The following is a 14,187-nucleotide window of genomic DNA, read 5'->3' on the forward strand; positions in this document are numbered from 1 at the left end:
CTTACCCCCTGTTGTGCGCGATTTTAACCTCGTCGATGCCGTCAATTTCTTTTAACGCTACTTGTATTTCTTCTGATTTAGAAGTTGGTACATTTTTGCCTACGTAGTCTGGTCGAATCGGCAGCTCGCGATGCCCCCGATCGGCCAGTACAGCAAGTTGAATCATTTCCGGCCGACCGTGATCCATAATAGCGTCCATGGCAGCGCGTATCGTTCTACCCGTATATAAAACGTCGTCGCACAAAATAATTTTTTGGCCGTATATCGGAAAGCCTTCGCCAGATGTCGAACTCGTGTCGATCTCATTAACCTTGCGATCGTCGCGGTATCTTGTAATATCCAGTTCGCCTACGGGAATGCTCATGCTTTCAATCGCCTGAATCCGTTCCGCAATACGTTCTGCCAAATAAATTCCTCTTGTGCGAATTCCGACGAGTACGCAATCCTCAATACCTTTGTTGCGTTCGAGAATCTCATGAGCAATCCGAGTCAGCGCTCTGCGAATTGCGGCTTCATCCATAATGATGTTGTATTCCATCGTGCTCAATACGAGCCCTCCCTTCGACTCTGATCTTGTCTTAGCTTCACACGTATTTGAACCTCTATGCGTAACTCACAACTTTACTTTGCTCCGAGTTCCTTCTCCAGCCGTATTTTGGATACAAAAAAACTCCTTGCCCTAAGGCAAGGAGTTCGTATGCTAAATAACAATGAATGGCTAATGAAAAATCGTTGTATATAGATCCAGTTGATGCTGCACACCTCAAATAATGGGTATGAGCTTCCGTCTCACTGTAATCTATAACCAACTCAGGTAGATGTGTATAGGAAATTATGGCATCTCGTGCACATAGTCATTCCTTGACCTACCCGTTAGCTCATTCGCATGACGAGCGTGACCTTGCCAGTCTCTCGGGACTGAATTAAAGGTTCAATATGCGTTTAATAGGATTATGCCACTGTACCCGCACATTGTCAAGGTTATGTGATAAATATCATACATCTTACTGCTTAAAATACAAACTGCACATCCGTCAATCGCCGCTTTAGCTCGGCAATAACACGCTTTTCTTCTTCTGCGCCGCTTGCTTGGAATGTAACAGAGAACCGAACAAAGCGACCCGCGTCATCCCACGGCACGGTTGAAATGAGTTTCTCCCGAATCAAGTACTGGGAGAATTCCTCACCAGTTGCAAATTCCGGTCCACCCACCACGCTTTTCGGAGCCTCCACATAAAGGAAGAAAGAACCTTTTGGTTTCTCGGCATGGAAGCCAATCTCATTCAACGCTGCTACCAGCAAATTGTGACGACGGGAGTATTTCTCCGAGATCGCTTCTGTTATTTCTGGATGTTCCAAACCATAAACCGCTGCTTTTTGAATAGCTATAAATTGGCCTGAATCACTATTGTCTTTTACATCCCCAAATGCCTTAACGACCAGGGGATTGCCCGCAATAAATCCAATACGCCAGCCTGTCATATTGAAAGACTTTGACAAAGAATGCAATTCAACACCTACATCTTTTGCACCTGGGATACTGAGGAAGCTGAGCGGCTTAACACCGTCATACGTTAGGGCAGAGTAAGGAGCATCGTGTACAACGATCACTTCATGCTTCTTAGCCCAGGCAACCACTTTTTCAAAAAATTCCACAGTAGCTGCAGCTCCAGTAGGATTGTTAGGGTAGTTTAAATACAACAGCTTGGCACGCTTGGATATGTCATCTGGAATGCTGTCCAAATTCGGAAGAAAGCTGTTCTCCTTGGTTAATTGAACCGTAAATACCTCGCCGCCCAAATATTTCGTATGAGTACCTAGCACCGGGTAACCCGGAACGGTCATGATCGTGACGTCTCCTGGATTAATAAAGCAGGATGGAAGCATAGCAAGAGCTGGCTTCGTACCAATGGAATGCAGCACATCAGTCTCGCCGTTAATGCCTTCGACGCCAAATACATCGCGTAAGTAGTTAGCTGCAGCCGCTTGGAACTCACGTATCCCGTTATCTGCATAGCCTCGATTTTCAGGCTTTCCAGCTTCTTCTGCCAGCTTTGCTACAATTCCTGAATCCGCCATTTCATCGGGTTCACCCACACCCATATCAATCAATTCAACATCTGGATGGACTAGCTTGGCAGCTGCTTTGGCACGTTTAATTTTTTCAAATTTATAAATATTCGTATCTTTACCGTAATTCGCTCCGCCGATCCGATTAGCGAACACCTGTTGAATGTAAGTTTCCTGATATTGTTCAATCGTCATCCGACAATCTCTCCTTCATCTATCTTTACTAATTCCGATATCCATACACAATGCTATCCCTGTACGACATCCCGTCTTTAATACTTAGACTTTAGTTAGGATGCACTACAAGTGAAGTCATTACTTTTATCAAGTATAAAATAGCAAAGACAGCGATGGGTATGGATGATATATGCAAACATTTGTACTTGTTTGCATACAGCCCATGATCCTATCGCTGTCTAGGTAAACGTATTATCGATTTCGAATTCTCATTAGTAAATCATCCATATCCGATGGAATCGGTGCTTTAAATTCCAGCAATTCCCCCGTTGCCGGGTGAACAAATCCAAGTGTCTCAGCATGTAATGCCTGTCCTTCCATCGTCAGGCCCCGTGTGCCGCGACTGTACATAGGATCTCCCACCAGCGGATGACCAATAAATTTCATATGTACCCGAATCTGATGCGTTCTGCCAGTCTCCAGCTTCAGCTCCACAAGAGTAGAATCGCCGAATCGCTCCAGCACTTTGAAATGTGTAACGGCATGTTTGCTATTCCGATCCGTTACCGTATACATTTTGCGATCGTGTTCATCGCGACCAATTGGTGCATCAACGGTACCTTGATCGTGCGGCACATTCCCGTGAACCAAGGCAATATACTTACGAATAACCATATGCGCCTTCAACTGTGCAGCCAATGAAGCATGAGCACGATCATTCTTCGCAGCCATCAGTAGGCCGGAAGTATCTTTATCGATGCGATGTACGATACCAGGACGAAGCTCGCCGTTAATGCCAGACAGATCCTTGCAATGATACATCAAAGCGTTCACAACCGTGCCAGAGCTATGTCCAGGCGCTGGATGAACAACCAAACCGCGTGGTTTGTTGATAACAATCACATCAGCATCCTCGTAGTAGACGTCAAGCGGAATATCCTCTGCAAGCAGGTCAACAGTTTCTGGTTCTGGCATATGAAGTTCAATGACATCATCCAGCATACATTTGTAATTTGCTTTTACGGGCTTTCCATTAACTAACACATGACCGTCTTTGATCCATAACTGCACCTGTGAACGGGACACGTCATGTTCAATAGATTCTGTAATGTATTTATCGATTCGTTCCTTGGCATATTCAGTCGTAACCGTCCAATTCAACATATCTAAATCTGTCTCAATGGGGCTTGGAATGCATTGTTCTTCGTTGTTCATGATGTTTCCTCAACCGTTCCTTCCTGCTTGCTTTCCTGCTCTTTCATTTGGTTCTCACGACGCACAGACAAAATGGTGTCGAGAAGTACTAGTCCCACCCCAATGCAGATACCCATGTCTGCTACATTAAATATTGGGAACGTATAACTTCCAAAGTTAAACATTAGGAAATCTACTACTTCACCTGTGAGTGCACGATCTAAAAAGTTGCCGATAGCCCCACCTAAAATGAGTCCAATCCCTGTAGGCAGCAATAGACCATGCCCGTGCTTTATTTTCTGCAGGTACCATATAATACCTGATACAACGACTACGGTAATCGAAAGCAGAAACCAACGTTGGTTCTCAAGAATGCTGAAAGCTGCACCTGTGTTACGATGCGATGTAATTAGAAAAAAGTCGCCGATAACCGGAATTCTCTCCCCAATCGTCAGGCGTGTTGCTATCAACCACTTGGTGCCCTGGTCAAGCAGAAACACAATTAATGCGAGTACATAATACCACACAGACTTTAGTCACCTCATTTGTAAAATACAGTTGTCCATTCTTCCCTTAACTCGCTCATTGTAACATACGAACAAAAATAACGTCCAATAGAAGCCAGTCGCTGATTCATTTACCATGTCGAAAAATCCAAATTTCGCACACCCTATAAGCAAGGTACCAACAGGAAGGAGAATGACACATGTCCCATATCAACTCCGAGCAGTTGCAGTCACTCAAGCTTCGCCTGCAGCAAATGAAGCAAGATTATGAACAGCGTCTTCATCAATCCGATCATTATGGACTAGCCGATTCCCTGCGCGAACAAACAGGTGAACTTTCCGGCATCGACAATCATCCCGCAGATCTTGCCACTGAGTTGTATGAACGCGAGAAGGATATTGCGCTAAATGAGCATCATGAGATTGAACTTGAACGTATCGATACCTCTTTACAGCACATTGACCAAGGTACTTATGGAAAATGTGTTGTGTGCGGTCAGTCCATTCCATACGATCGTCTAGACGCTGTTCCTTCTACGATGTATTGCATCGAACACTGCCCTGAGACGTTTACATCTGATCGACGACCAGTAGAAGAGCAGTTTCTCACCCCACCGTTTGGACGCACAAGTCTTGATGAACGTGATGATCAGAACGGATTTGATGGTGAGGATGCCTGGCAGATCGTTGAAGCGTGGGGCACATCCGATACACCTGCCATGCACGAGGAAACTGACGTTGATAGTTATGATCAACTATACATTGAAGCGTCGGAAGAGCTTGATGGCTGCGTCGAAGCATTTGAAAGCTTTGTTGCTACCGATATGACCGGAAGACATGTCACAGTTGTTCGAAATCGTCAGTATGAACGTTATATTGCAGCCGGCGAAGGTGTACCGTTGCTTGAAGAAGAGCGCAGCATAACAGATTTGGATGAAGACTGGCGTTAATGTTAATACATCTTCGTATCCAGCTGACGCTGTACAATTCGTACAATATCCGCAATATAATCACCAATAATAGGCAGATTAAGTGCACCTAACCATTGGAACACATACAGCAGCATCGCTGTAATTACCGTCAGGCCAACAGCGATGCCAACACCTTTGGCTGCCCCAGCCATCAGGTTGACCCAGATTAACTTGCGTGGTTTTAATAGAAGCTCCGTATATTCGTACATACGGGACTTTTCCATTTGCAGCGCAAGCTTCTGCGTAAGAAGATGTACCTGCTCCAATATTTCACGGTCTGATTTATTTTTATTTTGAATACATTCCGAAATTTGTTTAGTAAGCTTAGCAGATAATTCCTCTTCACTTTGTTGCTTTTTCTTTTTCATTAAGGAAAGCCCCCTGTTCGGGTCAACAATGGTATCCTGTGAAAAAGAGCGTGACCGCCCGCGACTGTGTGCCGCTTCGGTCGACGCTCTCTTCATATGCCTTGAAGTTGTTCTGTCCCACGTTCACACTCTAGTGTGACCAGAAGAGATCGGTTATATGCTTAACATCGCAGCATCTCAACATCTCAACATCCTACAATCAGACAATCATCAGACCCTATCATCCAATTAACGAATCACTAGCCCAATCGTCTTGGAACCTAATTCAATGGTTTCCATGTCTGCTTCTTGACCAAACGACAGAGCGGACACCAGAACGTTGTCCCGCAGTGTGGATTCAAATGCTTGGATGGCCGCTTGCAGTTCCGCATCTACATGCAGGACGAGGTCAACACGCTTCTCGATTGGTAGATCGTGCTTCTTGCGTGTATCTTGAATAGCACGAACCACTTCGCGCACCCAGCCTTCCTGCTCAAGTTCAGGTGTAATATCTGTATTCAACGCTACTGTCATCTTGTAGCCAGATGCGGAAGCAAACCCTTCCTTCGCAATCTTCTCGATCAGAAGCTCTTCTCCCGTAACCGTCAGCACTTCTCCATCAGAGCTTGTAAAGGACCACGATCCACTTTCGACGATTTTGCGCGCTGCTTGCGCATTCATAGCGCGGAGCTCATTTTGTAATGGGCCGACATTTTTGCCGTACTTCTTGCCCGCTACTTTCAGGTTAAGCTTCAGGCTAAAGTCTACAAAGCCATTATCGCTATTCTCGATGCGAATTTGTTTCACGTTAATTTCGTCCTTGATCACTTCCTCGTAGCCGCCAAGATCGAATTCACGATCCATCGACACGATCAATTCTGAAAGCGGCTGACGTGTCTTGATACTAGTCTCGTTACGAACATTTCGCGCCAATTCGACGATTTGACGAGCCGTCTCCATATCTCGCTCCAGCTCTACGTCAATCATTGCAGCATCAGCATGCGGATAATCGGCCAGATGCACGCTCTCATGTTCACCACCCAAATTGCCGTACATATCTTCTGCCAGCATTGGCGCGTATGGCGCAATCAACTTGGACAGCGTCAACAACACCTGTTGCAGCGTCTGGTAAGCAGACAGCTTATCGTCTGTCATTTCACTGCCCCAGAAACGATCACGTGAACGGCGAATATACCAGTTACTCAGCTCATCAACATACAACTCGATAGCTTTGGCAGGATTCAAGAAGTCATTAGCTTCTAGTCCTTTGCTTACTGTTGTCATTAGCGTATGGAGACGAGACAAAATCCAACGGTCCAACTTATTGCTGGATGGCTTCACTGGATATGCGCTTGCGTCATAATTATCAATCGTAGCGTACAACGCATAAAATGCATGTGTATTCACAAGTGTATCAATTACTTTGGACTTGGCTTCGGCAACGATCTGCTTGGAGAAGCGCTTCGAGTTCCAAGGTGCGCTATCAGAGAGCAGCGCCCAACGGAATGCGTCTGAGCCGTATTCATTGATGATTTCCCATGGATCAATGACATTGCCTTTGGATTTGGACATCTTCTGACCGTTCTCATCCAAAATATGCCCCGTCGCCATAACCGCTTTATACGGTGCCACTCCTTTGAACAGCGTAGCCACCGCCAGCAAGCTGAAGAACCAGCCGCGTGTCTGGTCGATTCCTTCACAGATCATATCCGCCGGGAATTGCTCCTCAAATTTGTGCTGATCACCAAACGGGTAATGCTGCTGCGCAAATGGCATCGATCCACTATCGAACCAAACGTCGATAACCTCGGATGTACGCTCCATCACACCGCCTTCGCAGTGAGGGCAATGCAGGTGCACTGCATCTACATAAGGCTTATGCAATTCCAAATCCTCACTTACCGGACTAGTTGCACGCTCACGCAAATCAACATGACTGCTCGGTGCATATTCTCCATGACAGGAGTTACATACCCATACGTTAAGCGGTGTGCCCCAATAACGATTGCGGCTGATGTTCCAGTCCACCAAATCCTCTAGGAAGTTACCAAAGCGTCCTTCACGGATATGACCAGGATACCAGTTGACCTTGCTGTTATTTTCTATTAACTGTTCTTTAACCGCTGTCGTCTTAATGAACCAGGATTCTGTTGCATAATATAACAACGGGGATTTACAGCGCCAGCAGAATGGATAGCTGTGCTCATATTTTTCCTTACTGAATAAAGTTCCGCGCTCGGACAACATCTTCACGATGTCTATATCACAATCCTTCACGAAGCGCCCTGCCAGATCTGTAATCTCGTCCGTATAACGTCCGTGTGTATCGACTACACTCACGAAGCTAAGCCCGTTATCGCGGCATGCCTTATAGTCATCCTCACCATGTGCAGGCGCCATATGCACGATTCCCGTACCGCTTGCATCCGTCACAAAGTCGGCGCCAACGATATGATGTCCCTTCTCAGGCTTCACATAAGTGAACGGAGCATCGTAGGACTTCCCAATAAACTCTGCACCTTTATGTGTAGACAGTACTTCGTAATCCTCTTTCATAACCTCTGTTACAAGATTACTTGCTACGATATAAACTTCGTCCCCTTGCTGAACCCGGACATAATCCATTGCAGGATTCATCGCTAACGCTACGTGTGCCGGCAGCGTCCAAGGTGTCGTCGTCCACGCGAGCACATATTCACCACTGTCATGCAGCTTAAACTTGGCTGTTGCGGACAGATCTTTCACCGTCTCGTATCCTTGTGCCACTTCATGTGAGCTGAGCGTTGTCTGGCAGCAAGGGCAATAAGGGCTTACACGGTGACCTTTATACAGGAGTCCTTTTTGATGAATCGTCGACAAAATGTGCCATACACTCTCGATATATTTATTATCCAGCGTAATATACGGATCGTCCATGTTAGTCCAGTATCCGATCGCTTCTGTCAGTTCACGCCATTTGTGTTCGTATACAAATACGCTGTCTTTACATTTTTTAATAAAGGCTTCGACGCCATAATTCTCAATCTCTTGCTTGCCAGATATGCCAAGCTGTTTCTCCACGCCTAGTTCTACTGGAAGTCCATGTGTATCCCATCCAGCTTTACGAACAACACGATAGCCCGACATCGTCTTGTAGCGGCAAATAAAATCTTTGAGCACCCGACCGAGCACATGCCCGATATGAGGCTCACCGTTAGCAGTCGGCGGCCCTTCGTAGAATACAAAGTTCGGCTTGTCTTCACGGGAATTGATCGATTTTTTAAATGTGCCTTCACCATTCCATTTTTGCAACACTCGCAGTTCACGGTCACGTGCACGTTCTTTGACGTCTACTTTTCTCACAGCAATCTTCCTTTCAGTCTAAGAAAATAAAAAAACCCGCCCCCAAAAAGGGACGAGGTTAGCTCGCGTTACCACCCTTGTTCCGTCAATCATCATCACGAACAAGTCTCATTACATACAAGTAAAAGAGAGACCTCTGTTCATTCAATCAACGGCACTCAACAGCCCGGATAACGGTCGGAAGCCGATTATGCTTACGGTCCAAGCACATAGCCTGCTCTCAGCATAATATCTCGGGGATGATGTCCTCTACGTCATGTTCATCGGTTCTCAGCTTATCCGACTCTCTGGTAGAACCATGTACGTTAAGGTGCGTTCCCGTCCATGAAATTACGATATACAACTAGGCAACATATGCTGCCACACGTAAATTATAACTATTTATAACGCGTTTCGCAGAAAAAGTCAAACGCTGTCCTGGTATACACATACAAATGGACTTTAGTAAGGTTCTCTTACTTCAGCCCGCTCAAGCGCTTCCCAGCCATCCTGAGTTAGCAGTTCAAGCTGCGCCTCTATTAAAGTACGGAAGCGTGCTCGATATATAGAAGCCTGTTTCTTCAGCTCGTCTACTTCCATCGCTATTTTACGTGACTTCGACAAGGCATCGTTCACAATACGGTCTGCATTTTTCTCTGCTTCTTTCAGGATAAGCTGTGCTTCCTTCTTTGCATTTCCTCTCACTTCATCAGCAGCTTCCTGTGCAACAATAATCGTTTTACTTAACGTTTCTTCCAAGTTCGCAAAGTGGTTCAGCTTGTCCTGCAAAGACTGCGCATGATTCTGAATTTCCTTATTCTCACGGATCATCGCTTCATAATCTTTAATGATCTGATCCAGAAATTCATTTACTTCGTCTTCATCGTATCCACGCAGCTTGCGCCCGAACTCTTTATTATGTATATCTAATGGTGTCAAAGGCATGGTGTGCACCTCCTCAAATTTACGAACCCTCTAAAACAGTTAGTGGTTACAATCATTCGACAGGAACTGTCATTATTCCTGCCTTTTATTTAGTCTAATTATTTCTGTTCTGGCTATACATCTATACATATACGCCGACAGTCACACGGACACGGCCTTTCTTCGTCACGCCCTCTTCCTCAAGCACTTTGAATCTGCCAAACCCTTTCAAAGAAACGACATCCCCTGATCTCAGCTGTGCGGATGGATCTTCCTCGACCCTCCAATTTACCTTGCATCGTCCACCCTTGATAGGCACGACGATCTTGGTTCGACTAAGACGGTAAACATCACTTGCGATTCCATCCAGCCGCATCGAGGCGACGGACAGCTGCATCGGCTTAAGCGTAACTTCTACAGGTCGAAGACTAGAGAGCGGCACAATCCCTGTTGATACAGGCACACGGTGCACTTGCTGCAAATGTGTATCCAGAAAGGAGGAGATATCATCAGTGACAAGCACATGACAGCAATCGTCCGCCACATGGATGTCTCCAATCTTGTCCCGCTTAATGCCGAGTCCGAGTATCGCTCCCATAAAATCTCCGTGCTCCAACTCAAGCCACTTGCGATCAGGTGATTGAATGTCTAACACCTGGATGTTCATCGGCTCCGCTTCCAGATATACATAATCAGGAGCAATACAAGCCCGTTGACGCTCCGCACCTGGATATCCGCCATCCACCCGAACATGAACGTCTGGATGACGGTTCGCCAACGTTTGCACGATGTAGATTTGTCGCGGATCCATGAAATCTGTAAGTCGCACTTCATGATGTTCTGCGGCACGCTCAATCCATTCTAGAACTCTGTCGACAAATACCCGTTCTTCAGGATGAAAGTGAACCATTAATTGTTCATTGCCCATCTGCTTTATCCTTCATCTGCTACAAAATAGATGTAACAACCGTAATTAATCCCATATTTACAAATCGAAGCACAAACAACGCAACAATCGGTGAAATGTCGATCATGCCACCGAGTGGCGGAATAAAGCGACGGAATATCCCTAAGTAAGGCTCTACCAATTTACCAATTGTCTCCCCAATAAAACTAGACCGAACATTCGGCACCCATGACATCAGTACATAAATAATAATTAGCCACCAGTAGACCTCAAACAACACATTTATATACTTAATTATTTGATATTCCAAACCAGTCAAATTAAGTTCACCTCATTTGATTATAATCAAGCTCTTCGGAAAACATTTCTGTGATCGAACCTTGTACTTCAATATGCTCAGGCACACATAAGAAAATATTACTACCGATCTTAGAAATGTTACCACTTAAAGCATACACGGTTCCGCTCAAAAAATCGATAATACGCAGCGCTTGATCATTGCGAATACGTTGTAGATTGATGACAACCGAGCGGCGGGAGCGAAGATGGTCGGCAATTTCCTGCGCTTCATCGTAAGAGCGAGGCTCATAAAGTACCACTTTGCTAGCCTTTTGTGAATGTATACTCACAATATTAGCTCCCTTCGCAGATTTACGATGTTGATCAAATACAGGCGCTTCAACTTCCTGCTCATAATCATCATGAGAAGCTACTTTCTCCCGCTCTGTATATTCTTCTTCTTCCTGCATACCGATAAAATTCAAAAAACGGTTCATTACGCCCATCTTATTCCCCTTCTTTCCCCACCAGGATGGAACCGAGTCGAACCCAGGTTGCTCCCTCTTCGATTGCTACTTCGAAATCGTTTGACATCCCCATGGATAGATGTTGTATAGGTTCCGACAAATTGTGATTGATCTCGTCGCGCAATTGGCGCAAGCCGCGAAACACAGGTCTCGTATCTTCAGGCTCTGCCTCATAAGGTGCCATTGTCATAAACCCAAACGGCACAATATGCGGGTACTCACGCAACTGCTCCAAAAACGGCTTCACTTCATCAGGAGCAAGCCCTTGCTTAGTTTGTTCACCTGAAATATTCACTTGAATAAAGCAGCGCACCTTCGTCTGGAGTGAACTCGCACGCTTCTCGATTGCTTCCGCCAATGACACACGATCTAAGGAATGGATGTACGGAAACTTACCAACGACATCCTTAGCTTTCTTTGATTGAAGCGACCCGATAAAATGCCACGTCGCATCTGAGTGAAAGGAATTCCACTTCTCTTCGGCATCTTGCCAACGGTTCTCACCAATATGTGTTAGTCCAGCCTGTATAGCTGCACCAGTCACGTCAAGCGATACATACTTGGTCACCGCGATCACATGAACGTCTTCGCGGCTTCTTCCGCTTCGTGTACACGCGGCTTGAATCCGTGCTTCTACGTTGTCTATTCTGTGCTGCAGCGTCATATTGTCATCCCTTCTTCCAGCCAACCGATCCAACTTGCCATACGTCCTGTCTGTCCGCCTTCCATTCGATGTGAATAGAACAGATCTGTTCGACAGCCAGTACACCAATTAGTACATTCGATATTTGTTGTCAAAATTCCTGCTTTGATCAACAATTGTCGATTGATTTCCCGTAGATCTACCATGGCATGCCCATCAGACACAGGTGTCAGTACATCTCTTATATCAAGCTGCAACTGTTCATACAACGATCGAATGCGATGAATGACCCGCTCGTCCACTTCATAACAGCACTTGCCTATAGAAGGTCCTATCGCCGCTCGGATATGTTCCTTCTTGCATCCAAATTGATCTATCATGGCGTTCACAGTTGCAATCGCAATCTGTTCAACGGTCCCCTTCCACCCTGCATGAGCGAGTCCGACAACACGTGTTGCCGGATCCACAAATAACAGCGGGACGCAATCTGCATAGAACGAAGTTAACCACAACCCCGATTCGACGGTTAGCAGCGCGTCTGCATTTGCAATCGCATCCTCACGTTCACATCGACCTTTGCCCCGATCATTCGCTGTTACTATATGTACACGGTTGCCATGAATTTGTTCTGCGCATGTCCAAGTTTCGAAGGGTAAGCCGCTCACCTGAGCTAGCCGTTGACGGTTCGTTATGACCGTCTCCTTATGATCATCTACATGTAAGGCACAGTTCAAAGAATCATATCCGCCGGAACTTACGCCACCGATTCTCGTTGTAAATCCAACTGTTAAACCAGGTATTTCTTGCACCCATTTTGTTATTTCCAATGCAGTTGGCGAATCACCGCGCTCGGAGTGCTTGAGCTCAAAAGGTTCCATTGTCCTCACCTCAACGTACAGTTTACCACAATCCGCGAAGCCAAAACTACCTACAGGGCTGTTATGGCTGGACTTTATAAGGAGCGATTGCATGTTCAGCCTCGTCAAGCCGCGGCGGCTTCACTTCTTCCATCTTCACCAATACGACGTCTGCACCAATCTTGACAATGTGGCGCCATGGGATAATAAGCTCAGCCCCCCCACCGAACAAGCCAAGAAACTTACTGTAGTTAGGAACTACAATTGCCTCAATTCGTCCCTGCTTCAGATCAAGCTCCAAATCACTGATCTGGCCTAGCTTTTTGCCATCCACGATATTGATAACATCTTTTGTTTGAAAGTCAGATATTTTCATCGCGCTCATCACACCCTCTGCCATCTTTCAACTAGTATATGAACGAATCAGGCAAAAAAGAGCAGCGTACAAGCTTACAGGATACAATTGCAGCTTTAAAATACATCAATACACAACAAAAGGCGATCTACATCCTAAGTTATCAGGGATGCGATCGCCTTTTGTACTCACCTCTACATTTGCATATATAACGGAATCCACTTCAGGGGCATAATCCGCTGCACTTGTCGCATGGCATCCTATACTCGGACATGCTTCTGCATCTGGTTGATGGCTGATTTTTCGAGGCGCGAGACCTGAGCCTGTGATATTCCGATTTCGTCTGCCACCTCCATCTGTGTTTTACCTTCAAAGAAGCGCATGGATAATATCATTTTCTCGCGTTCATTCAACTTGCGCATCGCTTCACGAAGCGCGATCTCTTCAATCCATGACACGTCTTTGTTTTTGTCATCACTGATCTGATCCATAACAAATATCGGGTCGCCACCATCGTGATATATCGGTTCAAATAAAGACACGGGATCCTGTATCGCATCCAAAGCAAACACAACGTCTTCCTTTGGGACATTTAGAGCTTCCGAAATCTCATGAATGGTCGGTTCACGTGAATTTTGATTCGTTAACGCGTCCCGAACCTGCAGCGCTTTATAAGCAATATCACGCAAGCTGCGCGATACCCGAATGGGATTGTTATCCCGCAAATAACGCCTGATCTCCCCGATAATCATCGGTACGGCATAAGTTGAAAATTTAACGTTCTGCCCTAGATCAAAATTATCAATTGCCTTCATAAGACCGATGCAGCCGACTTGAAACAAATCATCCACAAACTCACCACGGTTGTTAAACCGTTGTATTACGCTAAGCACAAGCCGTAAATTGCCGTTTACAAGCTTCTCTCGGGCTATAAGTTCGTTTCGTTCCTGTAGAGCCACGAACAATGCACGCATTTCAGCGTTCGTGAGCACGGGCAGCTTAGATGTATCGACACCGCAAATTTCGACTTTATTTCGGGTCATTCGTGATTACCTCCCAAGGAGAAACATTAATGTACATTATCTCCTTGGACCCCCGAATTATTCCTG

The 14,187-nt window shown here is 45.7% G+C and carries 15 protein-coding genes; 1 reads left to right on the forward strand and 14 read right to left on the reverse strand.

Annotated elements, in window-relative coordinates; translation table 11 throughout:
- Position 1 precedes the first annotated feature (1 nt).
- The 4 genes from pyrR to lspA all read right to left on the reverse strand — a co-directional run bounded on the left by pyrR (position 2) and on the right by lspA (position 3,968).
- Positions 2–538 (reverse strand): bifunctional pyr operon transcriptional regulator/uracil phosphoribosyltransferase PyrR, encoded by a 537-nt coding sequence (pyrR, locus tag MH117_RS10105; RefSeq protein ID WP_239328717.1) that lies wholly within the window; start codon positions 536–538, stop codon positions 2–4.
- Positions 539–1,011: 473 nt separating this feature from the next.
- Entirely contained in the window at positions 1,012–2,265 is a 1,254-nt protein-coding gene (locus tag MH117_RS10110) for an LL-diaminopimelate aminotransferase (protein WP_239328518.1), read from the reverse strand.
- A 234-nt stretch (positions 2,266–2,499) separates the two neighbouring features.
- Positions 2,500–3,411: an RluA family pseudouridine synthase gene (locus MH117_RS10115; RefSeq protein WP_481857262.1), complete on the reverse strand. Its 912-nt coding sequence runs from the start codon at positions 3,409–3,411 to the stop codon at positions 2,500–2,502.
- Between the two features lie 47 nt (positions 3,412–3,458).
- Positions 3,459–3,968, reverse strand: coding sequence for a signal peptidase II (gene lspA, locus MH117_RS10120; RefSeq protein WP_239328520.1), 510 nt, complete (start codon positions 3,966–3,968; stop codon positions 3,459–3,461).
- A 179-nt stretch (positions 3,969–4,147) separates the two neighbouring features.
- Between lspA and MH117_RS10125 the strand changes: the two genes are divergently transcribed.
- Complete coding sequence (locus MH117_RS10125; protein WP_239328521.1) at positions 4,148–4,897, forward strand: TraR/DksA C4-type zinc finger protein; 750 nt, start codon at positions 4,148–4,150, stop codon at positions 4,895–4,897.
- Between the two features lie 2 nt (positions 4,898–4,899).
- Here MH117_RS10125 and MH117_RS10130 read toward each other — a convergent pair whose 3' ends face one another.
- The 10 genes from MH117_RS10130 to sigG all read right to left on the reverse strand — a co-directional run bounded on the left by MH117_RS10130 (position 4,900) and on the right by sigG (position 14,121).
- A complete protein-coding gene (locus MH117_RS10130) occupies positions 4,900–5,286 on the reverse strand; it encodes a DUF5665 domain-containing protein (RefSeq protein WP_239328522.1) in 387 nt (128 codons plus the stop codon).
- 228 nt (positions 5,287–5,514) lie between these two features.
- A complete protein-coding gene (gene ileS / locus MH117_RS10135) occupies positions 5,515–8,607 on the reverse strand; it encodes an isoleucine--tRNA ligase (protein WP_239328523.1) in 3,093 nt (1,030 codons plus the stop codon).
- A 441-nt stretch (positions 8,608–9,048) separates the two neighbouring features.
- The gene (locus tag MH117_RS10140; protein WP_028544989.1) at positions 9,049–9,531 is read right to left on the reverse strand and encodes a DivIVA domain-containing protein; all 483 of its coding nucleotides are present in this window, start codon (positions 9,529–9,531) and stop codon (positions 9,049–9,051) included.
- Between the two features lie 121 nt (positions 9,532–9,652).
- The gene (locus MH117_RS10145; RefSeq protein ID WP_239328525.1) at positions 9,653–10,438 is read right to left on the reverse strand and encodes a YlmH family RNA-binding protein; all 786 of its coding nucleotides are present in this window, start codon (positions 10,436–10,438) and stop codon (positions 9,653–9,655) included.
- 19 nt (positions 10,439–10,457) lie between these two features.
- Positions 10,458–10,727 (reverse strand): YggT family protein, encoded by a 270-nt coding sequence (locus MH117_RS10150; protein WP_239328718.1) that lies wholly within the window; start codon positions 10,725–10,727, stop codon positions 10,458–10,460.
- A 16-nt stretch (positions 10,728–10,743) separates the two neighbouring features.
- Positions 10,744–11,202 carry a cell division protein SepF gene (locus tag MH117_RS10155; RefSeq protein ID WP_028544986.1) on the reverse strand — a complete coding sequence of 153 codons (459 nt, stop codon included), beginning with the start codon at positions 11,200–11,202 and terminating at the stop codon, positions 10,744–10,746.
- Between the two features lies 1 nt (position 11,203).
- Positions 11,204–11,887 (reverse strand): YggS family pyridoxal phosphate-dependent enzyme, encoded by a 684-nt coding sequence (locus MH117_RS10160; RefSeq protein ID WP_239328719.1) that lies wholly within the window; start codon positions 11,885–11,887, stop codon positions 11,204–11,206.
- Complete coding sequence (gene pgeF, locus MH117_RS10165; RefSeq protein ID WP_239328526.1) at positions 11,884–12,744, reverse strand: peptidoglycan editing factor PgeF; 861 nt, start codon at positions 12,742–12,744, stop codon at positions 11,884–11,886. Before pgeF ends, MH117_RS10160 begins: the two co-directional genes overlap by 4 nt.
- Before the next feature lie 61 nt (positions 12,745–12,805).
- Positions 12,806–13,099: a YlmC/YmxH family sporulation protein gene (locus MH117_RS10170; protein WP_239328720.1), complete on the reverse strand. Its 294-nt coding sequence runs from the start codon at positions 13,097–13,099 to the stop codon at positions 12,806–12,808.
- 239 nt (positions 13,100–13,338) lie between these two features.
- Positions 13,339–14,121 carry an RNA polymerase sporulation sigma factor SigG gene (sigG, locus tag MH117_RS10175; RefSeq protein WP_028544982.1) on the reverse strand — a complete coding sequence of 261 codons (783 nt, stop codon included), beginning with the start codon at positions 14,119–14,121 and terminating at the stop codon, positions 13,339–13,341.
- Positions 14,122–14,187: the final 66 nt, after the last annotated feature.

This window comes from Paenibacillus sp. ACRRX (genome assembly GCF_022346885.1).
Taxonomy (GTDB): Bacteria; Bacillota; Bacilli; order Paenibacillales; family Paenibacillaceae; genus Paenibacillus_B.

Bases quoted from the DNA above. Each gene is read 5' to 3' on its own strand.
- MH117_RS10170 (WP_239328720.1), bottom strand. From the start codon at position 13,099: ATGAAAATATCTGACTTTCAAACAAAAGATGTTATCAATATCGTGGAT.
- pyrR (WP_239328717.1), bottom strand. From the start codon at position 538: ATGGAATACAACATCATTATGGATGAAGCCGCAATTCGCAGAGCGCTG.
- MH117_RS10140 (WP_028544989.1), bottom strand. From the start codon at position 9,531: ATGCCTTTGACACCATTAGATATACATAATAAAGAGTTCGGGCGCAAG.
- MH117_RS10145 (WP_239328525.1), bottom strand. From the start codon at position 10,438: ATGGGCAATGAACAATTAATGGTTCACTTTCATCCTGAAGAACGGGTA.
- sigG (WP_028544982.1), bottom strand. From the start codon at position 14,121: ATGACCCGAAATAAAGTCGAAATTTGCGGTGTCGATACATCTAAGCTG.
- pgeF (WP_239328526.1), bottom strand. From the start codon at position 12,744: ATGGAACCTTTTGAGCTCAAGCACTCCGAGCGCGGTGATTCGCCAACT.
- MH117_RS10125 (WP_239328521.1), top strand. From the start codon at position 4,148: ATGTCCCATATCAACTCCGAGCAGTTGCAGTCACTCAAGCTTCGCCTG.
- MH117_RS10155 (WP_028544986.1), bottom strand. From the start codon at position 11,202: ATGGGCGTAATGAACCGTTTTTTGAATTTTATCGGTATGCAGGAAGAA.
- MH117_RS10115 (WP_481857262.1), bottom strand. From the start codon at position 3,411: ATGTTGAATTGGACGGTTACGACTGAATATGCCAAGGAACGAATCGAT.
- MH117_RS10110 (WP_239328518.1), bottom strand. From the start codon at position 2,265: ATGACGATTGAACAATATCAGGAAACTTACATTCAACAGGTGTTCGCT.
- MH117_RS10160 (WP_239328719.1), bottom strand. From the start codon at position 11,887: ATGACGCTGCAGCACAGAATAGACAACGTAGAAGCACGGATTCAAGCC.
- MH117_RS10130 (WP_239328522.1), bottom strand. From the start codon at position 5,286: ATGAAAAAGAAAAAGCAACAAAGTGAAGAGGAATTATCTGCTAAGCTT.